The sequence below is a fragment of the Paenibacillus sp. UASWS1643 genome, assembly GCF_008693195.1.
In the GTDB taxonomy this organism is placed as follows: Bacteria; Bacillota; Bacilli; order Paenibacillales; family Paenibacillaceae; genus Paenibacillus; species Paenibacillus amylolyticus_B.
Window position 1 is genome coordinate 1 of sequence record NZ_VXKZ01000083.1, and the last position, 21,410, is coordinate 21,410.

Consider the following 21,410-nt stretch of genomic DNA (forward strand, 5'->3'; position numbering starts at 1 on the left):
TTCTTTCGAAGCTTATTTCATTCGCTTGCCGCACCGTGTATCTCGTGTTTTTTCGGCCGGAAATAGAATATACCATGCAGCACACGTACTTGTAAAGAGTTATTTTCCAAAAATATTAATTCTACAATCTAACCCTATTAAGGACCTTGAATCTACAATGTAATCATATGTTCAATTGTGTTATCATGCACTTGATCTTCACTATCTAATCTGTCTTTCTTCTATATATAAGAAGGTAACCCTCTCAACTCTCTTATTCGAGACGAATGGGTTACCTTCTATAGTAATCTATCTATATTTACTTACGTTCTACTTTATATCCTTTATCTTCAAGCAATTTCACGATACCGTGATCGCCCAGGTAGTGTGCCGCACCAACAACAATGAAATACTCCTCGCCTTTGCCGTTTTTCAAGTAACCATCGATTTTGTCCGCCATACCAATGTTACGATCAACCAGCATTGCTTTGTTATATTCCTCGTTAGTGGAGAAGCTGTTTGTCAGTTCAAGCAATTGCTCGTCATTACCCGTTTTCCACATCTCAGCCATTTCTTTCACACTGTTGTCCAACACGTCGAAGTTTTCGATTGTCGCTTTCAGTGTTTCCTCTTGTGTTTCTTTGGAGAAGTCGTTAAACATGCCAAGTTGAGATTGATAACTCTCCAACTCAATAACTGGAAGTTTGCGCTCGATCGCTTTCTGGATGAAATACAGATCCACTCCTGCTGACGCTTCGTATCCAGCCGTTGTGGACTTCAAACTTGTGAGTGTGCTTTCCACTACCCAAGGCTTAAATGCATCCAAAGCGTTAGACTCCAGACCATTTTTCTTCAATACATCACCCAGCTTAGTATACGTTTCACTGGAAATGTGATCTTTCAGTGTTGTTCCATCTTGATACGAACCCAGACTTAGAACCAGCTTTTGCTGCTCTTCATCAGCGGCTTTGCTAATATCAATCTCCACCCCGAGATAGTCAGCTTCCGCAAAGGCTTCTTCAAACTCCGGACGTAATGGATAGAAGCTCTCATCAGCAATATGCATGGACCCTACCAGATAGACCGTGTTGCCATTGCTTTCAACTTCCCACATGAAGCCACGTCCACCGGTTTGCGCAGTTTCAGTGGCTCCCCCTTTGGATACCAACAGCACGGTGCGCGTTGCAGCATCCCAGCGAACTTCATAACCTGCAGCATCACCGACGATGCGGATTGGCGCATACGTTACACCGTTGATCCGTGTAAGCTTGCTTTTGAGTGTAATCGTTTTGCCATCTACTACAGCCGTGATCGTATCATCTGTCGCAGTTGTTAGCTTCACGTCCATGGCATCCAGCGTAGTGCGCAGCGGAACCAGTGTTGTGCCTTTTTCCAGGATCGGTGCTCCTGTAGCATATTTCACCGCATGATCATTGACCTTTACGGAAGTTCCCTGAGAAGCTGCCATTGCCGGTACCGCAGATGCGAGCAAACCTACCGAGATTGTAAGAGATAATAGCGTGCGTTTCCAATTCTTCATATTATGTATTCTCCTTTATTGAATATAGTTGCCAATCATTTTGATAGAATGGACATACTTAGATACTACGGATAAAGGTGGAAATGGTGCCACCCATCTTTAGAGTAGCACCCATTTTTTGTTTATTTTTTCATTACTTTTTGCTGCCAGCCATCCAGAGACCTACAGCTGCAAAAATAGCTCCAGCTCCCATCATCGCCCCTTGAACTGCGTCCTTCACTACAGAACCTTCTCCACTTATGACTGATGCTAACAATAGAACAACTACTCCTGTGCTCATTAACTTATAAGACTTTGTATTTAATTGATTAATCATATTTAATCCCCTCCACATATGTGCTTTGTTTTTTTATTGTTGTACTGGATCAATGTAAGAAACCTATGTTTCCATTAAAAAATCAATGCGTAGCGTAGAACTGAATAAACTATATTAGATCTTATAAGCCTTCATGGCCTTAAACAATTCCTTAAAGGTTGGGCGTTTACCGTACATCAACACACCCGTGCGATAGATTTTGGCTGCAAGCCATCCGAAAACGATAATGGATACAATGAGAATCGCTAAGGACGTTAGAATCTCCCAAGTTGGCGCAACTCCTGCGCCGATTCGAACCAGAATCGCGGTCGGCGACGTGAATGGAATGAAGCTTGCGATTTTCAACAACAGAATGTTCGGCGTAGAAATACTGAAGATCGCAATATAGAAGGAAACGAGCGACAACATCGTAATCGGCAGAACAGCCTGACCGAGTTCTTCCGTACGGCTTACCATTGAGCCAATGGCAGCGAACAACACGGCATACAGGAAGTAGCCCAGAATGTAGAATATGAGTCCATACACAATAACCGCAATATTCACATCACTCAGATTCATATTGAAATCACCTAACACTGCACGGTTATGAGGTAGTAAGATATTTCCGGCAACCACCGCTCCGAAGATCCCGATTTGCAGCATCCCCACCATGAAGATCCCGATGATTTTACCAAACATCTGACTGAGCGGTGATACACTCGTAATCAGAATCTCCATAATACGTGAGCTCTTCTCCGCTGTGATCTCGGAGGCAATCATGTTACCTGTCATCATCGTCGAGGTAAACAGCAGGATGATCAGCAAGTACACCACAATATAGTTAATCGGGCTCATTGCACCTTCAGACTCAGTACCTGCTCCGCTCTCATCCGTACTCAAACTTTGCTCGGTGAGCTTCACAGGTGTTGTAATCAGTTCCTTCTGCTCCGCTGTGAGTACATCCTTCACAACCACATCCAGCTTCACACTCTGCAACGCTGCTTCAATGGATGCAATGATCTGAGGTGATACGTCTTCTGCTGAATATAGAATGGGCTGCGGGAACTCTTGCCCGGAAACAGCTTCAAACTTCAGATAACCATCGGTAAGTCCTGCTTCCACATCCGCCGCAAGAGCAGCCTCATCTTTGTCACCACTGGCAATGAATCGATAGGCCTTATCTCCTTGAGCCGCAGAGAAGCTCTCCAGTTTCTCCGAAACTTCAGGCTGCCCCGAACTCAGAAGACCGATATTCACAGGATTGCTGCTGGAAGCTCCGCCAATGGAACCCCCGTTGAATAAGGTAATGAAATACGGAACATTGAGTCCGATTGAAATTAAAAGTGCAAGTACAATGGTCGTTACCATGAATGATTTCGTTTTAACTTTGTTTTTGAATGTAAAACCCGTAATCGTTCCCATTTTATTCATTCGACTCACCTACCTCACGAATAAAGATTTGGTTAAGCGTTGGTTCCTTCAGTTCAAAGTGTTCCACTGTCGTCTGAGTCATAGCTGTTCTCAGAATCTCTTGAGCCGCTTCCACCTGACTAATATGTATCAGGTACCCGCGCTCATTCCGCTCGACTTTCTTCACACCAGACAACTGTTCGAGTCCTTCCACACTACCAATCGTACCCAGGAATACCTGTTCACGCGGATACCGGCTCTTGATCTCCTTGATCTCTCCTTGAACCACCGTGTTGGAACGATGCAGAATGGTGATCTGACGACACAACTCTTCAACGTGCTCCATACGGTGTGTTGAGAACAGAATGGCCGTGCCTTCGTCACGCAATTCTTTGACGGTGGACTTGAGTAATTCCACGTTCACAGGATCCAGTCCACTGAACGCTTCATCCAGAATGAGAATCTGCGGTCTATGCACTACGGCTGCGATAAAGCCCATTTTCTGCTGATTACCTTTGGATAACTCCTCGATCTTCTTATCGTAATACTCAGGTACCTCAAACCGATTCAACCAGTACTTGAGGCTCTGATCTGCATCCTTACCATTCATGCCACGAAGCCGTGCCAGGTAATTAATCTGTTCGCTGACTTTCACCTTCGGGTACAATCCGCGCTCTTCCGGAAGATAACCCATAATCTGTTGCAGCTCCGTGCTATAAGGCTTGCCATTGTACCGGATATTCCCTCCATCAGGGTGAATCAGTCCGAGCACCATGCGCATTGTTGTTGTTTTACCTGCACCATTGGCTCCCAGCAGTCCGTAAATCTCCCCCTCTTTTACATTGAGCGTGACTCCATTAACGGCTGTTTTGTCTGCATACTGCTTGACGACTTGCTTCAATTCCAATCGGTTCATCATTTATCGTCTCCCTTCGGTTATTTCCACTGTACGGGTGCATACCCGGCAATCCAGAACGCCAGCACTTCATCTAATTCCAGGTTGCGGATTTTCAATACTCGGTTATTCGAAAGCTCCAGCCTCTCCTGCGCTTCGCTGACCCGGGTTGTAATGACGCGAACCAGTCCCCCCTCTTCCATAGCAGATTCCACAAGACCGGGGATACTCTCAGGCCTTAAATCGCCTTCATACCAGACTTCTTTCCACTGATCGAGCACCATATCTTTCTCGGCCATCCCCAGCGACTGACCACGGTGCATCAATACGATGTAATCCGCAAGCCTTTTGACTTCGTCCGCAATATGTGTGGCAATCAGAATCGTGGTGTCCCCCTCAGCCATGTAGGTACGGAACTGCTCCACCATCACTTTCCAGGCAAAGGGGTCAAGTCCTGAGGAAGGCTCATCCAAAAGCAATAGTCTTGGGCGAGCTGCCAGTGCAGCTGCAATCTCAAATTTTCGCCGTTCTCCCTTGGACATCTTGTTCAGCTTCACATCAACAGGTACTTCCATATCGCGAATCAGTTGATCGAACAACTTCATATCCCATCGAGGGTACCAGTACGCCCGGAAATGGGCTGCTTCCTGTGCTGTTATCCGATTTTCTTCCAGACCAGCATTATCTGCCACAAAACCAATCTGTTGTCTCAGTTCGATGGGAAGAGTCCCATCATGTTCCTGACCAAACCATATAATCTGCCCAGCGTCTGGCAGCACCACTTGTTGCAACATGTTAAGTAGTGTGCTTTTGCCTGAACCGTTGTGACCCAGAATAGCCACTACATACCCTTCCGGGATGGTGAGATCAATCGGGCCAATAACTCTGCGTTTTCGCATTTTGGATACGCCGTTCAACTGAACTGCTATGGGTTCCATATGAATCACTCCCTTACTTCGCGTAGATAGCCTTGAGAACTTCCCGGAACAGGCTCTCCATCTCTTCTTCCGTACAGCCTACCGATTTTCCAGACTGCACCGCAGCCTGCATCGCTTCCTGTGCGGCCTTCAATCTATAATTTTCTCTATCGCCGGCTTCTACCTGGGCCACAAATGTACCTGTCCCCTGCTTCGTACGAAGCAGACCTTCATTCTCCAGATCCTGATAGACCCGTCTAACCGTAATAACACTGCAATTCAGCGCTCCGGCGAACTCACGAATGGACGGCAAATGTGTCCCCTCCCCCAACTGACCCGTTATAATTAAAGATCTTAATTGATTTTCAATTTGGTGGTATAAAGGTTCAGCGCTATTTTCATTAATTTGAATGGGTATTTTCACATCTTGCACCTCGCCCTCCGGTACACTCCAGTCTGTTACCTGACCGTGCCGGTTTCATCCTGTATTCGTACATAAGCTCAACTCTCATTTAATTCAAATCCCGATGAACCAGCTTCTTCAGCGTCAAACGACTACATAGCCACAATACCGCTACGCCAGCCACCAGAGAAATCCACATGATCGGGGACAGCAGCCCCCCTGATTTACTTGCATCCATCACCATTCGAAAACCGTAACTGCCTGACATTCGAATCAATAAAGATATGGCAATCGCAATGGGTACAAAAAGCGTGCTGAGAACCAAGTATTTCTTGCCACTGTTCAGAAACTCTCCATAAATATAGAATCCTGTTACCAAAAGTCCATAACCTGTACAGGTCAAGCTAAAGGCCAGATATTGATCCCATCGGAATCCTTCGGTATGAAGGTTAACCACATATAGTGATCCGTAGAAAAAAATACCATTGTACGCAAACGCCATCACAGATTGCTGTAACCTGGACCACATCACCGTTTGTTCCGGGATCGGGATTCTGCGATAGTAGGCCAACATCTGCGTATAGGAATCCTCGTGTATGTAACGGAAGGAGCGCCTGCAGAACATGAACCCTTGAAATGGCAACATGATCAAAAAGAAGGAATCCACTACCGGATTAATGAAATCTGTCTGTTGTTGTCCCAATAACATCACACCGCTCATACCGCCAGTGTATATCATGAATATTGCAGACCATAGCCATTGGAGCTTATCCTTACTCATTTGGTTGCGGGTCAACCACCACCCCTGCTTCCATTCATTCATATGCATGCCTGCCTTTCACCTGTCATTCACTCATCTTGCTTGCTGTGCTCACTGTGTTTACTGTATATATCAATATACACAGTATACAGACCAAATCATCATCCCGTCAACCCCTAAATTTCCTGAATCAGGAAGATGGGATAGGACACAGTTTGAATTTACGTTAAAATAAATTATAGTCACGGATCAAAGAAAGGAAGGTTACAACTATGGATTGGCTGGTAGAGATCGGATTTGTACTCCTTTTCCTTATCGTCATAATATGGTTGGTGCCTCATCGTCATTCTGCCAAAAAAGGCAGACACCGCATCCGCCGTAACAACGGTTATACCGACTCTGCTTCGGGATATCCGGTCATTACAGGAGATGACTCCTACGATCGACATTCCAGACACACAGCGGACCACAGACACCATGATTCAGATTCTTCATCAGGCACACATTCTCATTACAACAGCGATAGTGGTAGCAGCAACGACAGTGGTGGGGATAGTGGCAGTGGAGACAGTGGAGGTGGCGGGGATTAAACATCATTCCCCAATGACAAAAGAAGAGCTGTACCCGTTATTGTGTAAACACAATTCGGATACAGCCCTTTGCCGTTCTCTAGCACCTGTTAGAAGAAGAGGCCTTTCAATTAAACGAGGTTATAGCCATTAGGCAGACTGCGATCCCTGCGGATTGCGCGAATCTGAGCCAGCGTTAACCGTTGATTGGTGGAGATCAGGGATTCCACATCATTGCCTCGGATCAGATCATCCAAATCTCTCAAGTTGGTGTTGCCTCGGAAGACCCGGAATCCACCTTGGAAGTTAGGACGTGTAAACACAACCAGTGTTGCATTGGAACTTGTTGAGAAAAAGCGCAGGCTCTCCACCCCATCCAAAATATTGTCCAGGTTGCGGAGCCCCGTATTGCCACGATAAATGCGGCTTCTCCCTCTGTAGTTCTCTTCGGAATACACCGTGAGACGTGGATACGTTTGACTGACATTGACTGTTTTTTTCATTTTGTTTCCCCCTCTCGAACTCATTCTATGAATGAATGAGAGAGGAAGCGTGGACGAATCGTATACTAGATTCGTCCATTTTCATATTTTCAGAAGGTTATAGTGACGCACGCCCGAGTAGCCGGAGGTTATATCTCTACTTTTATACGCCGAGGATAACTTCCCATACCGGACGTGTATGACCACCAGGGTATAAGAGATATAGAAGAACATACACGACAACACCCGTTAGCGCTGATCCGAACCAGATCATGGACGTGAACTTGCCCCAACGGCGATGTGTTCCGAACTTCTTTTTGAACCCCAGCACCAGTGTGGAGATGCCGAATACCGCTGCCACGGTAGCGAGGATAATATGAAAGATCAGAAATATCCGATAAAAGATCTCCAGATCCGGGTCCCCGCCCCAAGCTGTATTGCCCACGAACACTGTACGAGACATATAGATCACAAAGAAGATTAGAGCTGCAATCGCACCTGCTACCATGGCGGACTGATGAGCCTCACGTTTACCCCGAATAATCAGTACCCATCCAATCCCCACCAGCACTGCACTAATCACAATGAAAGAAGTACTGATCGTTGGTAGCCAAAAATACATATCCATCGTGTGTTCCCCCTCTTGTCAGAACATTACTTCATTATTTGGCAGCCGGATTGAGCGGCCCCCCTGCGCCCCCTGCAGGATACGAATCATCATCTTCTTCCTGCTTCTCTTTCCGATACCATTGGAAAAAGACATAAGCCAGCATGGAGGCAAAGATTCCTTCCTGAATAAACTTCATTACAATGCCACCGACCTGCTGATCTTCCTTCGCGGAAGACAGAAAGTTGAAGAACGCAGGCCCACCGAATGAGCGAAGTAACGCCGTAGAATCTCCAGACACACAATACCGCATTGCTTCAGCCCATACGGCCGGGTTGCTGTACGTCTGATACAACGGCTCGGCCGCAAAAATAATCAATCCACACGCAGGCGTAAGCAGTACCATATTCAGAAAAATAAAACCGATCTTGGATAACCCCGATGCTTGTCTGCCTTCTGGCAACGGATTCAGCAATGTCCACCACATGAGCATCGAGGTGATGAACAATGCAATATAATACAACCGGTGAACGGTAAAATTCAGCATGACGTAATCATGTACAATCGGTAGGTGATACAGCGAGAACAGCCCGTTAAAGAGCACTGCCGCAACGATCGGATGAGCCAGGAACGATAGCTGGCGTGTAGGCAACCAGCGTACGATTCTGCGCCATACCCAGATCGGCAAACCTTTCATCATCAGTGGCGGAGCTACCAGATAGGATAACGCCATACTTACCATGTGGAAGCTAAACATCACGTGACCAAGCAGATTAAAGGGTCCAGCCTGAGCCAGATACAGGACAAACAGCCCTGTAATAAACATGATTTTCTGTGCAGCAGTCGCAGGTTCTGCATCCTTTATTTGTTCGCTTAACGGTCCCACAAGCACCAGATAAGCCGCAGCAATGATCAGAAATACAGCCAATATAAGCGGACTCCATAAATCGTTGAAGCTAAAATATTGCAACCCGAGCATACGGGAAACCTCCCCGTGACCTGATTTGGTTGTTGCCTTTATTTCGTTGCGAAGATTCATTCGCCAAAAAGGGGAAAAGACGGCGGCATTGCGCCGCCGCCATCTCTTTTACCACCAGACCCAATAGAGTGCCATAATGATGCACGTAAAGGCTACGAAAAAGCCAAAGGCCATGAACAAAATCGGCATCAAGTGCCCTTTGTCCTTCAAGTGCATCCAATAACCCAACTGAACGAAAACTTGAAGAATAGCCATGACGAGCAAAATAATAATGATAAAGGTTGTGTTGACCCCTCCGGCAGAAGCAGCCGCAAACGCAATCAGCGTGAGAATAATGGAGAAGATAAACACCACGACGTGTTTCTGTGGCCCTTCCGTCCGGTGACGGTGTTTCACAGGCTGTTGATCTGTCTTATCCTGTGCCGACATGTGCTACCCCACCTTTCCGAGCAGGTACACGACCGTAAAGATGAACACCCAGACCACGTCAATAAAGTGCCAGTACATTGCGGAGACGTATACTTTAGGTGCGGTTACGACCGTCAATCCTTTTTTGAACAGCTGACCGATAATGATTCCGATCCACACAATACCAAAAGCAACGTGGGCTCCGTGGAACCCGACCAGTGTATAGAATGCTGAACTGAATGCACTGGTGGTCATGCCAAACTCTTTATGTTTCACATACTCGTAGAACTCGTAAATTTCCAGGGCGAGAAATCCCATACCCAGTACTACCGTGATGCCAAGCCACAACGCTAGTGCATCTCGCTTGCCCTTATGCATGGCCTGAATCGCAAATACACTTGTCAAACTACTGACCAGGAGAATGAACGTTGCAGCGGCCACAAGTGGCAGGTGGAACAGCTCATTCGCCGTAGGTCCATCATTGGTTTGGCCACGAAGAGCCAGGAAGGTAGCAAAGAGTGTACCGAACAGTACCGTCTCGCCGCCAAGGAACAACCAGAAGGCGATAAGCTTGTTACGGCCTTCCAGCGTTGCTTTCTCCGGTTCATGCGGCAATTTGTCGTTCACCGGTTCGGCATGTGAGGTTGTCATGTTCTAGCCCCCTTCTCATCCTGATCCTCCGGTTCAATATGCCAGCCATGATCATCATAAAGTGAACGAAGTGCCATTGCGCCAAATGTGATTACGAGACCAATAATAACTACAATATAATTGTTAAAAATGACATTCATAAATGCATTACCAAATTCATCCTTGCTGAACATCAAGCCAAGTCCGGCGATAAAGATACCTACTGACATTACAAACGGCAACGGCGTTGCTGAAGGCATATGAATCGAACCTACAGGTTCTGCCGGTGTCATCTCCGTATGTCCTGCCATTTTTTCCTTCCAATATGCATCAATTCCGCGTACCAGCGGCGTCTGCTTGAAGTTATATTCAGGCGGCGGAGATGGAATAGACCATTCCAGTGTACGGCCGTCTTCCCACGGATCGTTTGGCGCGCCAGCCGGTTTTCTCATTGTGATTACGATGTTCACGAGGAACATGATAACCCCAACACCCATTAGAAACGCACCGACGGAGCTGACCAGATTGAGCAGGTCAAAGTCCTGATTCGGCAAGTATGTAACGATCCGGCGCTGCATCCCCATCAGACCGAGGAAATGCTGTACAAAGAACGTTAATTGGAAACCGATCATAAATGTCCAGAACGTCCATTTGCCCAGTGTTTCGCTGAGAATACGTCCGAACATCTTCGGCCACCAGTAATGCAGTCCCGAGAACAATCCAAGTACGAGCCCCCCTACAATAACGTAGTGGAAGTGGGCTACAACAAAGTACGTATCATGGAACTGGAAGTCTGCCGGAGCAGATGCCAGCATGACGCCTGTAACACCACCCATAACGAAGGTTGGAACAAATCCAACTGCGAACAGGTTTGCCGCGGTAAAGCGGATCTGTCCACCCCACATCGTAAAGAGCCAGTTAAAGATTTTGATCCCGGTAGGTACGGCAATCAACATCGTGGAGATGGAGAAAAGCGCGTTGGCTACATTACCCAGACCTGTTGTAAACATGTGATGCGCCCATACCATGAAGCCCAGGAAGGCAATCAGGATGGTGGCAAATACCATGGAGCTGTATCCGAACAACCGTTTACGCGAGAAGGTCGGAATAACCTCCGAGATAATACCAAATGCCGGCAAAATCAGAATGTATACTTCCGGGTGCCCGAAGATCCAGAAGATGTGCTGCCAGAGTACGGGGTTACCGCCACCTGCTACATCGAAGAAATTCGCTCCCAGTATACGGTCAAACGTCAAAAGTACAAGCCCTACCGTGATGGCAGGAAAAGCAAAAAGGATAATAGCAGATGTAATAAATGTCGTCCATGTAAACATCGGCATCCGCATGTAGGACATGCCTGGAGCACGCATTGTAATAATCGTTGCGAGAAAGTTAATGCCCCCGATGAGCGTTCCCAGACCCGCGATCTGAAGGCCGATGGTGTAGAAATCCACACCATGCGTTCCACTGTACTCACTGCCCGAAAGCGGCGTATATGAGGTCCAGCCCGCATCTGGTGCTCCGCCCATAACCCAGCTCAGGTTCAGCAACAATCCACCAAACAGGAATGTCCAGAAACCCAACGCGTTAAGAAACGGGAATGCAACGTCCCGTGCCCCGATCTGCAAAGGCACGACAGCATTCATAATGGCAAATATAAGTGGCATGACACCAAGAAAAATCATCGTTGTTCCATGCATTGTAATCAATTCGTTGAAGACCTGTGCCGATACAAAATCATTCATAGGCTTCATCAGTTGAATCCGAATCAAAATGGCTTCAATGCCGCCGATTCCAAAGAAAAATCCACCCGCAACCAAATAAAGAATGGCGATTTTTTTGTGATCGACGGTGGTGATCCAATCCATCAAGCCCCTGTACCTCTTGACGCTATGCGCATGAGCCAAGGTTGTGTACCCCCTTCTTCGTCCTTGCTGTTCTATTCATAGTCCAATTTGTAGTTGGCCAGATATTCGGCAATTCCGTCGATTTCTTCATCCGTCAACCCAAGATCCTTGGGATTCGGCATGGTATTGCCCGGCTTCACGGATTGTGGATCATGGAGCCATTCTTTCATGTTATCCAGTACCGGACTACCTTCTTCCTGTCCCTCGCGAGAATTCAGCAAAATGCCTGCGACAGATTCCTTGCCGCCGATTCCCGTCAGGTTAGGTGCAACCGGTCCACCTTGATCACCAACAGCGTGGCAAGAAAGGCAGTTTGTTTTGAACTTTTCGGCCAATTGAGTGTCTTCAGGAAGGACTGCGGGTGCTTTCATCTGGTTCACCCATCTGTCAAACGATTCCTGACTCACTGCTTTTACCTTAAACTCCATGAAAGCATGCGATCGGCCACATAACTCGGCACATTTACCGCGGTAAACGCCTTCATTCGGTGCAGAGAAACTGAACTTGTTAAGTGTTCCATCCGGGTTTGTGTCCATTTTGCCCGCAAGTGACGGCACCCAGAAGGAGTGAAGCACGTCAGCGGTTTTTAATTCGAATGCGATTTTTGTTCCGGTCGGGATGATGAGATCTTGAGCGGTGGTTACGTCATATTGAGGATAAGTGAATTCCCACCAGTACTGATGTGAGGTGACTTGGACCTTAAGTGCGTTTTTGTCATTGGACAGATCTTCGCCTTGGGCAAAAATCGTTTGGACCGTCGGTACTGCCAGAACAATAACCAGCAATAACGGAATGGCTGTCCATATTACTTCCAGCTTGAAATTACCTTCAACCTGTTCGGGCATCTCAGTCTGCCCGGCTCGTCTACGAAACCGGATCAGAACATAGGCCGCTATGGCAAATACAATGATGAGCACCACGATCATAATCGCGATGGATAACTTCATCAGATCATATTGGCCTTGCGCTACAGGACCCTGAGGTTTCATTACCGACAAGTCTTCCCGCCCGCATGCGGATAGCAGCAAAGAGAACACCGCCAGCAAGGGGAGAATTCGCTTTGCAACCTGCCACTGTTTCATCATTGATCTACCCCACTTTTTTACGTTTTCGTAGATTACCGTTGTCGTTCGGTAGAAAGGCAACAAAAGGTACGTTTCAGCACGATACGCATAATCCTCTTCATCATACAGAACGCTTACAAAAATAACGCTTCCAGTACTCCCGTGATTTCCTGCTCAGGGCATGTCTGCGCATTCTTCCAATTCATTCTATATGCTTCAATCACTTATTAAATATAAGTTGAGGGTATGATTTTGTCAATCTTTGGACACATGTTCACAAATTGTTCACTTTATGTAAAAAACCGCTCTACAACTTGATTTGCAAACGATTTCAGTTAAAAGTATTACACTCTACATTTGAAAATTTTTGCCAAATTTCGGTGATAAAACTCGATTTATTGGTGATTTTTCTCACATTGAAAACATGTGCTATTATGCAAAAGAAAGATCAGAATTTATGGAAAACCTCTTCCATATCCATTCAGAAGACATGCCTATCGCTCCATACCGCTATCTTCAAGCTCAAAACAGCATGGAGCATTTGGGAGAAAGTTCAACTCAAGTCCTCTTCTTCATTGACTTCATCTCACGTGCCATCGGTCAGAATCAAGGGGCCATTCCCAGTAATCGCAACCGTATGCTCATACTGGACCCCCCAGCTGCCATCTACCGTCCTTACCGTCCATCCATCTTCATCCCACACAACGGCCCCGGAACTGCCTTTTGTAAAGATTGGCTCAATCGTAATAACCATGCCCTCGGTGAGCATCGTGCCCGTTCTGCGTTTGCCGTAAGGCAACACATTTGGGGGTTCATGAATATATTGACCAATCCCATGACCAATGAGAGGCTTCACGATCCCGTACCGATACAGTCTGGCTGTTCGTTCAATGGCACTTCCAATATCTCCGAGTGTATTTCCTGGAACTGCCTGGACAATCGCCCGCTCAAGTGCCTTCTCCGTGCGTCTCATCAGCTTGCGAACGGATCTGCTTGTTTCACCAATTCCATATGTCCAGGCCGAGTCAGCAAGCCAGCCGTCTTTGTTCACCACCATATCGATGGTCACTACATCCCCACTCGCCAGCTCCTCTTCCCCCGGAAATCCGTGGCAGACCACTTCATTGACAGAAGCACACGTTGCGTACGGATATCCTTTATACCCTTTTTGCTCCGGTGTGGCTCCTCGTGCTGCCAGAAACTCTTCCACTCGCTCATTAATCTCTGCTGTCGTGATACCGGGGATCATCCACTGCTCAATATGCTGGTGACAACTTCGCAAAATTCGTCCAGCTTCCCGCATGTAGCCAATCTCTTCTTTTGTTTTCAAAATAGGGTCCACATGCATTCATCCTTCCCGCTGTAGGTGTACTCCCATATATATGCAGCAGGGACGCAAAAAAAACCGCCTGCCGGAGCTTATCGCCCGGGAGACGGTTCTATTCATTATCGGAACAGTATAATCAGAGTTGTGTGTTGTTTCAGGACACGGAAGAATCCATCTTGACAAGCTCATGCTCAACCACAGAAGTCAATTCTTCCTCGTATCCACCCGTAATCCGGTATTTTCTCACGTACTCCTTCACGAATTTTTTTGGATCTTTAGGACGGAAAATCCGAGTCATTTCCCTCAAACTTTCTTTGACCTCATTGTGACCTTTCGTTGCCATTGTAATTCCCTCCCAAAACGTTGAAAGTGAATGCTCCGTTTAGAGAATGCCGAATAAGTCTTAAATGCCATCCATGAAGTTGTGTGCGCGGCTTAAAGCAAGCTTTAGGTCGGGAACCTCGCTAGAAAGCAAGTACCTGACACTATAAATACCCGATATGATTCGGAATGAATCATAATCTTATTGTAGCATATTCGGAAGTATCTTACGACTTGACGATTTCCTCTAATAAATATAACGGTTTTTATGCCCAAAAAGTTTAATTCCGAATCATATGTTATGAATGCCACCATTCTATACGGAAATAATATATCCAGCATAACACTGAACTATTCGGGGGATATTATCACGGACAACCCATACAGTTAAATTAATGGTATATAAAAGGAGGCGCCGTTTCATGGAACGTAAAGAACAGGATATGCTGCCCCTTTCACATGAAAAGGTGGAAGTCGACGGAGTATATATTAACGAAGCCGGACGTGAGGAACATCTGCATCGCGGGCAACACTTCCCTGCAGATCCCGTTCTCGGCAAGTCAGAATGGAAGCTGACGGAGTATGCTTTTGATAATCACCATGATGGACGTACTGATGAACGTTTGGTTCCCAAAGAAAACGATACAGATAAAATGGGCAAGATCACAAACCCTCGCAGACAGATTGAGGGCGGAAGATAATATTGTTTGTTTTGGAGCTAGATAAATTCACCGGTTCAGTTCTGTCCACCTCCTTCATAGCCTAATAAAAAAGGGTAAAGGAGGCTGGACCGGATGTCCCCCATGAAATCGTCTAGCGGTCTGGATGAAAATATTGCCGGTATGCTGTGTTATCTATTTACCTTTGTAGGTGGCATTGTCTTTCTCGCGGTGGAGAAACGGAGTCGGTTTGTGTTATTTCATGCACTGCAATCCGTAACCGTCTTTGGCATCATTATGGTTGGGCATGTATTATCGGCTTTTCTTCCGTTGTTTGGGCCACTGGTGGCATCGCTGTTATCCCTGCTCGGTGTGGTGGTCTGGCTCATCATGGTGGTCACCAGCCTGCAGGGGAAATGGCTAAAGCTGCCTTGGGTTGGCGATTTTGCAGAGAAACAGATGCGTCATATGTAACTTTAGGAAGACATGATCCAAAAAAAGACGATCCATCCCCTTTAAAATGGGTTGTGGATCGTCTTTTTATTATATATCCGGCCTCAACATATATTCGTTGTTTCGCATGTAAAGGTGACTTGTTCATGTGGTTGAACATTCACAGTATAAATGATGTATGTCATAAACCATTCATGCTGTATATCACGATGGATCAACCTGCTTAAATGTTCATCTTGTTAAGGTTAAATTCCAAACCGTTAACATAACAATCATGCGGATTATAGGTTTGTTTCGGCTATTAAGCCGACTTGCCTGTTTCTCCAAGGATGGCATCTGCCTGTTGTTCAACCATCTTGGCAGCCGTTTCCTGGGTACCCAGACCGTTGAACAGCAGGTTCATGAAGATCGCCGTGAAGCTACCTGCAATGATGCCGTTACCGAGCATAATCTGAGCCCAGTCCGGTGCCCCAGCAAACAACTCAGGCACAACGGTAACTCCCAGCCCCATGCCAACTGAACAAGCAATGACAAACAGATTTTCATGACGATTCAGATCGACCTGACTACCGATTATTCGGATACCGGATGATACCACCATACCGAACAAGGCCACCATGGCTCCGCCAAGCACTGCCCCTGGAACGAGCTGTGCGAGGGCTGCAATTTTTGGTACAAATCCAATGACCACCAGGATTCCACCAGCCACCACAATGACATCACGTGTCTTCACACGTGTCATCTGTACCAGTCCTACATTTTGCGAATACGTTGTATACGGGAACGAGTTGAAAATACCACCTAACACAATGGCCAGGCCCTCTGCGCGATAACCGCGCGCCAGATCCTTGGACGACAGGTCCTTGTCCAGGATTTTGCCCAGAGCCATAAATACACCCGTGGACTCGGCCACGCTGACAATTGCCACCAGAATCATCGTCAGAATAGGTACAATCTCAAACGTCGGTCTGCCGAAGTAAAACGGCTGAACAACATGGAACCAACTTGCATCGCGAATAGGTGCAAAATTAACCTCACCCATGAACCCTGCTGCCACCGTACCTACGAGCAGACCAATCAGTACCGAGATGGAACGGATAAAACCTGTTGTGAATCGAGTCATTAAAATGATAAAGAGCAGCACGCCGAAACCGAGTAACAAGTTCACTCCGCTGCCAAAATCTTCTGACCCCTGACCGCCGCCCAGATCGTGGAAAGCAACCGGAATCAAGGTTAAACCAATGATCGTAACCACCGAACCCGTAACCACTGGCGGAAAGAGCCGAATAAGCTTCCCAAAGATTCCGGAGAAGATCAATACGAACAGTCCTGAAGCGATGATCGCTCCGTAAATGGCAGATACTCCACTGTTCATCCCGATTAGGATCATCGGAGACACGGCCTGGAATGCACAACCGAGCATGACAGGCAACCCTACGCCGAAATATTTATTTCCCCATACCTGAAGCAATGTAGCCACACCACATGCAAGCAGGTCAATGGCAATAAGATAGGTTAGCTGTTCCTGTGTAAAACCTAATGCGTTACTAACGATCAATGGGACAACGACGGCTCCTGCATACATCGCAAGCACGTGCTGTAGTCCGAGTGAGAACGTTTTGATTGGATGCCGATGCCGCTGAAAAATACGTTCGCGTGCCATATTAGTTCGTGCCCTCCTCGTCCGCAAATGTAACCTGTCCATCCGACAGTGCCCCGATGCGAACCAGCGATTCCACACGGTATCCTGCTTCTTTCAGCAAGCGACCTCCCGGCTGGAATGCTTTTTCAATAACAATACCGATACCTACCACTTCTGCTCCAACCTGCTCCACAATACGAGCCAGACCAAATGCTGCTTCACCATTCGCCAGAAAATCATCAATGATCAATACGCGATCCCCAGGCTTCATAAACTTCTTGGCAACGGTGATTTCATTGGTTTCCTGCTTCGTGAAGGAGTAGACCTTCTCCACCAGAATGTCTTCCGTCAGTGTGAGCGACTTCTGCTTCCGTGCAAAGATCAGCGGTACGTTCAGCTCCAACGCAGTCATGATACCTGGTGCAATCCCTGACGACTCAATCGTTAGCACACGTGTGATATTCTCACCTTCAAAGCGGCGAATGAATTCCTTGCCCACTTCCTTCATCAGAACCGGATCCATCTGGTGGTTCAGGAATGAATCCACTTTGAGTACTTGTTCAGACAGGACAATGCCTTCCTGTCTTACCTTGTCTTTTAACAATTGCATTGCAATTCTTCCCCCTGAATGCCCTCCGTACAGTCGCTCACACACTCTTCCAATCGCATGTTAAAAAACAAAAAGCCCGCCTTTTCACACGCTGCGGAATAACCGGAGACGGGAAAAACGGACTTGTACGTATATGGACAAGCCGTATGGATGCTGCAAGTGTGCTGGATGGACAGAATGACAGGAGTTCAATCCTGTTGTGAGAAACTTCAAACAGTGTAATCAGAAACAGATAAAAGCCACTTGAACCTGTTCTTCAGCCAAACTGCCTGAGAATGATCTCATGCCAACCATACAAAACATTGCAACATCTTTCCCGTAGTCCGATCATTCCGGTGATCGGGTAGAGACATGCAGGCCTATTCCTGCACATATACGAGTAACGGCATATTTAATTTTTTGGCTCCATGATTCGTTACAATGTATGATCGCGAACCTGAATGTACATGGTTAAACATAACTGACAATGTTAGAAGTATACCGAATCGGCGGCGTGAAATAAAGAAGTATTTTCATGGAAGTTGCGGAAACTTGTCTTAATTTGCAAACAGGGGGTGATAGGAATCAATTTTTTATGTACAATATGAGAACGGAAGCGCGGATCCGAACGGAGAATGGATGGAAACGCGGCCTACATTATGAATTGAAATGATCAAAGGAGATATGCAGACATGAAAGGTGTACTTAAAGAATTCAAGGAATTTGCCGTCCGCGGCAACGTCATCGATCTGGCGGTCGGTGTCATTATTGGGGCTGCTTTTGGTAAAATCGTCACATCCCTTGTGAATGATATCATCATGCCCCCGGTTGGAAAACTGCTGGGTGGAATCGACTTCAGTCAGAAAATCATCAACCTGGATGGGGCTATCAAAACAGCAAACGGACAGGACATCACCACACTTGCTCAAGCCAACGAAGCTGGGGCTACTGTGATTGCTTATGGTCAGTTTATCAACGTCATGATTGATTTTCTTATCGTTGCCTTCTGTATCTTCATGCTTGTGAAGGGCATCAACTATCTCAAAAGCAAAGAACACAAAAAGCCCGAGCCGAAAAAAACGACCAAGGCTTGCAAGTATTGCCTATCTGAAATTCCAGCCGCAGCTACCCGCTGCTCGCACTGTACTTCAGAACTGGAAGCAGAAGGAACCGGCGCTCTAGCATAATCACAATGAACGTATAAAGACGCACCGAGTTGAATTACGGATATAAATCCTGATGCGGGGGACAACCTCTTACTTGCTAGGGTGTATGTATGAAAAGCTGGCCATATGGGCTTCATTAACAATGGTTGCGTAGCTTAAAGGTTTGAAGGTTCCACCGTAAAGGTGGGGCCTTTTTTTGTGCCTAACATACATGTGTTACACGTGCTCCCCCATGAATGTCATTTGCAGCCATGCTCATGAACTAGAAACGGCGTGGCAGCAAATGTTCCAGGATTGACTTCAGATCTTTATCTTCCTTGTAAACTTCTTCCCCAGTATCAAGCTCTGTCACGCGAATATATTCAAAGTTTGCCGAAGCATCCACTGGCTTGAACAACAATTGGGCCTCATCTTCCAAACGTACATTAAATCCCATATCCTTAAACATGCTGCTTAACTGACTGTTAGCCGGTTCCTGACCTTGCCCTACAAATATAAGTCCTCTAAGACTTTTACGTTCCTGAGGTTGCGGATAAATCACCTGAAAGTGTACAATGCATTCCATACAATCGTTCCCCTTTCGTTTAAAACATACTTTGTGAAATTTTGAACTTTAAAATCTGCTATATAAGGAGATACGTTTCATGACCCCAGAACGTTTCGACATTTATGACGATCAGCAAAATTGGATCGGCACTTCACTACGCAGCGAGGTCCATGCCAAAGGATATTGGCACTGTTCATTCCACTGCTGGATTGTGCGTGACGAAGGCACCCAACGACGGGTTCTTTTTCAGCAGCGGCGTGATATTAAGGATACCTTTCCCGGATGTTATGACATTACAGCAGCAGGCCATCTTACCGCAGGTGAACAACTGCAAGACGCCAGTCGTGAGCTGGAGGAAGAATTGGGTGTCCATGTATCTTTCGATGCACTAACCTATCTACTCACAGCTACACAGCAGCTCCAAGGAGAGGTCCGTGGTATCCCATTTATAGATCGGGAATTCAGCGCGGTCTATGGATTATGTCTGAACCAGCCGCTCGAAGCCTACGTTCTGCAGCCCAGCGAGGTGGATAGCCTGTATGAAGTGCCGCTGGATGATCTACTCGCTTTGTTTCGTAATGAGATTGACGTCATTCAAGCTACCGGAGTTCAGACTCACCCGTCTAGTGATCATGTAGCTGATGAACCGGAACGTATCGTTCGCGAGATTCGGGCAACGGAATTTGTACCCCATGGTACAGCTTATTATACGGATGTGCTCGAAGCTCTATATCACGTGCCCAAAGAGTGATCATGTAGGATCCTGTTCAACCCGATCCAGTTCAATCGAATGTTCATAGCTTCATTTTCTCAAAAATAGCATAACTTCATACCTTTACTATCGACTTGACTGGAAACAGATGCTGTGACGAACATCACTGTCATATCTCAAACCAGCACAAACAGGCGCCTGCCTTCGGGCAGCACCTGCTTTATGTACACACGTATTCGTTTCATCAAGATAGGTACGTATGTGCTGGCATGTTCACTCCATCTGAGGTGAATTAGTCGCCGATCTGTCTAGCTCTGGTCACCCTCTCCTGATGGAGAAGACCAATAACGTGCAGAGATTTCTTCGTACCGGTGCCCATAGCGTGACTCCAGTTCCTCACCCATATCCTGTTCCAGTTCGTACAACACCAGCTCTTGAGCAAAATGATTCAGCAGCAGTCCAGTCATTACCGGATGCTCCGTCACCACTGCCTGTGTGGCGCATGATTCCCCACGCATGCCCAGCATGCACCAGCGGCGATCGACCACCAGGGAAAATTTCCGACCATTACCTGCACCATACATAGGCAAACCTGGCCAAGGGACAGGCTGATCCAGCATGCCTTCACCACCATCACACGACCATAACAGCCGCACACCCCGAGCTTCAGCCTGCTGTAAGTCATTACGCAGCAGCTCTGCCTCTTCACGCCAGACGTCTACAACAATCTCATGCTGAGCCTCGGCCAATTCACGGCTCAGATTCTCAAACACATTTTTGTCCCCTTCGACGTTATAGAAGACAGGCTTTTCCGGTTCACTCTTGGGCATGCTGCTCTGAACATAATCCAGCGAGGTACGCATTTGATCGGAGATCATACGTGTCATCTCCTCCGGCTTCAGCACACTATACTTCGCCGGCTCCCCCGGACTACACCGCAAGAACCCACGCTGTTCCAGCCGTTGCAGGGTCGCATATACATTGGAACGGGACACGCCCAGCCGCTTCGCAACCTCATATCCCGAGGCTGATCCCTGACGGGCGAGTTCCACCATAATTTTAGATTCCATCTCGGTAAACCCGAGATGACGCAAATGATGCAGCAGTTGGTCCATATTCCCGTCCCCCCATGCTGTCAGCAACCCGCAC

25 protein-coding genes and 1 riboswitch are annotated in these 21,410 nt (G+C 46.9%); of the genes, 5 read left to right on the plus strand and 20 right to left on the minus strand.

Annotation, left to right across the window (positions count from 1 at the left end):
- Window positions 1-298: 298 nt before the first annotated feature.
- From FE296_RS00950 to FE296_RS00975, 7 genes are all read right to left on the minus strand, one after another.
- The gene (locus tag FE296_RS00950; protein WP_124117797.1) at window positions 299-1,519 is read right to left on the minus strand and encodes a TraB/GumN family protein; all 1,221 of its coding nucleotides are present in this window, start codon (window positions 1,517-1,519) and stop codon (window positions 299-301) included.
- A gap of 133 nt (window positions 1,520-1,652) precedes the next feature.
- Entirely contained in the window at window positions 1,653-1,775 is a 123-nt protein-coding gene (locus tag FE296_RS33700; RefSeq protein WP_260985488.1) for a hypothetical protein, read from the minus strand.
- A gap of 174 nt (window positions 1,776-1,949) precedes the next feature.
- The gene (locus FE296_RS00955) at window positions 1,950-3,245 is read right to left on the minus strand and encodes an ABC transporter permease (protein ID WP_124117799.1); all 1,296 of its coding nucleotides are present in this window, start codon (window positions 3,243-3,245) and stop codon (window positions 1,950-1,952) included.
- A complete protein-coding gene (locus FE296_RS00960; RefSeq protein WP_124118078.1) occupies window positions 3,238-4,140 on the minus strand; it encodes an ABC transporter ATP-binding protein in 903 nt (300 codons plus the stop codon). Before FE296_RS00960 ends, FE296_RS00955 begins: the two co-directional genes overlap by 8 nt.
- Before the next feature lie 20 nt (window positions 4,141-4,160).
- A complete protein-coding gene (locus tag FE296_RS00965; protein WP_124117801.1) occupies window positions 4,161-5,057 on the minus strand; it encodes an ATP-binding cassette domain-containing protein in 897 nt (298 codons plus the stop codon).
- A gap of 13 nt (window positions 5,058-5,070) precedes the next feature.
- Window positions 5,071-5,460 carry a GntR family transcriptional regulator gene (locus FE296_RS00970; RefSeq protein WP_091038380.1) on the minus strand — a complete coding sequence of 130 codons (390 nt, stop codon included), beginning with the start codon at window positions 5,458-5,460 and terminating at the stop codon, window positions 5,071-5,073.
- An 88-nt stretch (window positions 5,461-5,548) separates the two neighbouring features.
- Window positions 5,549-6,262 carry a hypothetical protein gene (locus FE296_RS00975; protein WP_124117803.1) on the minus strand — a complete coding sequence of 238 codons (714 nt, stop codon included), beginning with the start codon at window positions 6,260-6,262 and terminating at the stop codon, window positions 5,549-5,551.
- 209 nt (window positions 6,263-6,471) lie between these two features.
- Between FE296_RS00975 and FE296_RS00980 the strand changes: the two genes are divergently transcribed.
- Window positions 6,472-6,789, plus strand: coding sequence for a hypothetical protein (locus FE296_RS00980; protein ID WP_150364052.1), 318 nt, complete (start codon window positions 6,472-6,474; stop codon window positions 6,787-6,789).
- A 110-nt stretch (window positions 6,790-6,899) separates the two neighbouring features.
- Here the strand turns inward: FE296_RS00980 and FE296_RS00985 are convergent, their stop codons facing one another.
- From FE296_RS00985 to FE296_RS01025, 9 genes are all read right to left on the minus strand, one after another.
- Window positions 6,900-7,271 (minus strand): hypothetical protein, encoded by a 372-nt coding sequence (locus FE296_RS00985; RefSeq protein ID WP_124117807.1) that lies wholly within the window; start codon window positions 7,269-7,271, stop codon window positions 6,900-6,902.
- Window positions 7,272-7,413: 142 nt separating this feature from the next.
- Window positions 7,414-7,878 (minus strand): DUF420 domain-containing protein, encoded by a 465-nt coding sequence (locus FE296_RS00990; protein WP_124117809.1) that lies wholly within the window; start codon window positions 7,876-7,878, stop codon window positions 7,414-7,416.
- A 34-nt stretch (window positions 7,879-7,912) separates the two neighbouring features.
- Window positions 7,913-8,836, minus strand: coding sequence for a cytochrome c oxidase assembly factor CtaG (ctaG, locus tag FE296_RS00995; RefSeq protein WP_150364053.1), 924 nt, complete (start codon window positions 8,834-8,836; stop codon window positions 7,913-7,915).
- Window positions 8,837-8,944: 108 nt separating this feature from the next.
- Window positions 8,945-9,265, minus strand: coding sequence for a cytochrome C oxidase subunit IV family protein (locus tag FE296_RS01000; RefSeq protein ID WP_036613178.1), 321 nt, complete (start codon window positions 9,263-9,265; stop codon window positions 8,945-8,947).
- A 3-nt stretch (window positions 9,266-9,268) separates the two neighbouring features.
- Entirely contained in the window at window positions 9,269-9,895 is a 627-nt protein-coding gene (locus FE296_RS01005; RefSeq protein WP_047840264.1) for a cytochrome c oxidase subunit 3, read from the minus strand.
- On the minus strand, window positions 9,892-11,742 hold the full coding sequence (gene ctaD / locus FE296_RS01010) for a cytochrome c oxidase subunit I (RefSeq protein ID WP_371129104.1): 1,851 nt from the start codon (window positions 11,740-11,742) through the stop codon (window positions 9,892-9,894). The genes FE296_RS01005 and ctaD overlap by 4 nt, the downstream gene beginning before the upstream one ends.
- 71 nt (window positions 11,743-11,813) lie before the next feature.
- A complete protein-coding gene (gene coxB, locus FE296_RS01015; protein ID WP_047840266.1) occupies window positions 11,814-12,866 on the minus strand; it encodes a cytochrome c oxidase subunit II in 1,053 nt (350 codons plus the stop codon).
- Window positions 12,867-13,431: 565 nt separating this feature from the next.
- Window positions 13,432-14,193, minus strand: coding sequence for a type I methionyl aminopeptidase (map, locus tag FE296_RS01020; RefSeq protein ID WP_150364054.1), 762 nt, complete (start codon window positions 14,191-14,193; stop codon window positions 13,432-13,434).
- Between the two features lie 133 nt (window positions 14,194-14,326).
- Window positions 14,327-14,515: a hypothetical protein gene (locus tag FE296_RS01025; RefSeq protein WP_017690840.1), complete on the minus strand. Its 189-nt coding sequence runs from the start codon at window positions 14,513-14,515 to the stop codon at window positions 14,327-14,329.
- A gap of 400 nt (window positions 14,516-14,915) precedes the next feature.
- On the opposite strand from FE296_RS01025, the gene FE296_RS01030 reads away from it, so the two are divergent.
- Entirely contained in the window at window positions 14,916-15,194 is a 279-nt protein-coding gene (locus FE296_RS01030; protein ID WP_150364055.1) for a transposase, read from the plus strand.
- 93 nt (window positions 15,195-15,287) lie between these two features.
- Entirely contained in the window at window positions 15,288-15,626 is a 339-nt protein-coding gene (locus FE296_RS01035; RefSeq protein ID WP_124117812.1) for a DUF4870 domain-containing protein, read from the plus strand.
- Window positions 15,627-15,906: 280 nt separating this feature from the next.
- Here FE296_RS01035 and FE296_RS01040 read toward each other — a convergent pair whose 3' ends face one another.
- Window positions 15,907-17,268, minus strand: a complete 1,362-nt coding sequence (locus FE296_RS01040; protein ID WP_124117814.1) for a nucleobase:cation symporter-2 family protein — start codon at window positions 17,266-17,268, stop codon at window positions 15,907-15,909.
- 1 nt (window position 17,269) lies between these two features.
- The gene (locus FE296_RS01045; RefSeq protein WP_036613196.1) at window positions 17,270-17,857 is read right to left on the minus strand and encodes a xanthine phosphoribosyltransferase; all 588 of its coding nucleotides are present in this window, start codon (window positions 17,855-17,857) and stop codon (window positions 17,270-17,272) included.
- 299 nt (window positions 17,858-18,156) lie between these two features.
- Window positions 18,157-18,256, minus strand: a riboswitch (purine riboswitch).
- Between the two features lie 272 nt (window positions 18,257-18,528).
- Here FE296_RS01045 and mscL point away from each other — a divergent pair.
- Window positions 18,529-19,023 carry a large conductance mechanosensitive channel protein MscL gene (gene mscL, locus FE296_RS01050; RefSeq protein ID WP_124117818.1) on the plus strand — a complete coding sequence of 165 codons (495 nt, stop codon included), beginning with the start codon at window positions 18,529-18,531 and terminating at the stop codon, window positions 19,021-19,023.
- A 241-nt stretch (window positions 19,024-19,264) separates the two neighbouring features.
- Here mscL and FE296_RS01055 read toward each other — a convergent pair whose 3' ends face one another.
- Window positions 19,265-19,567, minus strand: a complete 303-nt coding sequence (locus FE296_RS01055) for a hypothetical protein (protein ID WP_017690846.1) — start codon at window positions 19,565-19,567, stop codon at window positions 19,265-19,267.
- A 79-nt stretch (window positions 19,568-19,646) separates the two neighbouring features.
- Here FE296_RS01055 and FE296_RS01060 point away from each other — a divergent pair, with 79 nt between their 5' ends.
- Window positions 19,647-20,300, plus strand: a complete 654-nt coding sequence (locus tag FE296_RS01060) for an NUDIX hydrolase (protein ID WP_150364056.1) — start codon at window positions 19,647-19,649, stop codon at window positions 20,298-20,300.
- A gap of 269 nt (window positions 20,301-20,569) precedes the next feature.
- Here FE296_RS01060 and FE296_RS01065 read toward each other — a convergent pair whose 3' ends face one another.
- Complete coding sequence (locus tag FE296_RS01065) at window positions 20,570-21,376, minus strand: TrmB family transcriptional regulator (protein ID WP_150364057.1); 807 nt, start codon at window positions 21,374-21,376, stop codon at window positions 20,570-20,572.
- Window positions 21,377-21,410: the final 34 nt, after the last annotated feature.

Bases quoted from the DNA above. Each gene is read 5' to 3' on its own strand.
- FE296_RS01035 (WP_124117812.1), top strand. From the start codon at position 15,288: ATGTCCCCCATGAAATCGTCTAGCGGTCTGGATGAAAATATTGCCGGT.
- mscL (WP_124117818.1), top strand. From the start codon at position 18,529: ATGAAAGGTGTACTTAAAGAATTCAAGGAATTTGCCGTCCGCGGCAAC.
- FE296_RS00980 (WP_150364052.1), top strand. From the start codon at position 6,472: ATGGATTGGCTGGTAGAGATCGGATTTGTACTCCTTTTCCTTATCGTC.
- ctaG (WP_150364053.1), bottom strand. From the start codon at position 8,836: ATGCTCGGGTTGCAATATTTTAGCTTCAACGATTTATGGAGTCCGCTT.
- coxB (WP_047840266.1), bottom strand. From the start codon at position 12,866: ATGATGAAACAGTGGCAGGTTGCAAAGCGAATTCTCCCCTTGCTGGCG.
- FE296_RS00975 (WP_124117803.1), bottom strand. From the start codon at position 6,262: ATGAATGAATGGAAGCAGGGGTGGTGGTTGACCCGCAACCAAATGAGT.
- FE296_RS01045 (WP_036613196.1), bottom strand. From the start codon at position 17,857: ATGCAATTGTTAAAAGACAAGGTAAGACAGGAAGGCATTGTCCTGTCT.
- FE296_RS01055 (WP_017690846.1), bottom strand. From the start codon at position 19,567: ATGGAATGCATTGTACACTTTCAGGTGATTTATCCGCAACCTCAGGAA.
- FE296_RS01030 (WP_150364055.1), top strand. From the start codon at position 14,916: ATGGAACGTAAAGAACAGGATATGCTGCCCCTTTCACATGAAAAGGTG.
- FE296_RS01065 (WP_150364057.1), bottom strand. From the start codon at position 21,376: ATGGACCAACTGCTGCATCATTTGCGTCATCTCGGGTTTACCGAGATG.
- FE296_RS00990 (WP_124117809.1), bottom strand. From the start codon at position 7,878: ATGGATATGTATTTTTGGCTACCAACGATCAGTACTTCTTTCATTGTG.
- ctaD (WP_371129104.1), bottom strand. From the start codon at position 11,742: ATGGATTGGATCACCACCGTCGATCACAAAAAAATCGCCATTCTTTAT.
- FE296_RS00955 (WP_124117799.1), bottom strand. From the start codon at position 3,245: ATGAATAAAATGGGAACGATTACGGGTTTTACATTCAAAAACAAAGTT.
- FE296_RS00960 (WP_124118078.1), bottom strand. From the start codon at position 4,140: ATGAACCGATTGGAATTGAAGCAAGTCGTCAAGCAGTATGCAGACAAA.
- FE296_RS01025 (WP_017690840.1), bottom strand. From the start codon at position 14,515: ATGGCAACGAAAGGTCACAATGAGGTCAAAGAAAGTTTGAGGGAAATG.
- FE296_RS01060 (WP_150364056.1), top strand. From the start codon at position 19,647: ATGACCCCAGAACGTTTCGACATTTATGACGATCAGCAAAATTGGATC.
- FE296_RS00985 (WP_124117807.1), bottom strand. From the start codon at position 7,271: ATGAAAAAAACAGTCAATGTCAGTCAAACGTATCCACGTCTCACGGTG.
- FE296_RS01005 (WP_047840264.1), bottom strand. From the start codon at position 9,895: ATGACAACCTCACATGCCGAACCGGTGAACGACAAATTGCCGCATGAA.
- FE296_RS01000 (WP_036613178.1), bottom strand. From the start codon at position 9,265: ATGTCGGCACAGGATAAGACAGATCAACAGCCTGTGAAACACCGTCAC.
- map (WP_150364054.1), bottom strand. From the start codon at position 14,193: ATGCATGTGGACCCTATTTTGAAAACAAAAGAAGAGATTGGCTACATG.
- FE296_RS01040 (WP_124117814.1), bottom strand. From the start codon at position 17,268: ATGGCACGCGAACGTATTTTTCAGCGGCATCGGCATCCAATCAAAACG.
- FE296_RS00950 (WP_124117797.1), bottom strand. From the start codon at position 1,519: ATGAAGAATTGGAAACGCACGCTATTATCTCTTACAATCTCGGTAGGT.
- FE296_RS00965 (WP_124117801.1), bottom strand. From the start codon at position 5,057: ATGGAACCCATAGCAGTTCAGTTGAACGGCGTATCCAAAATGCGAAAA.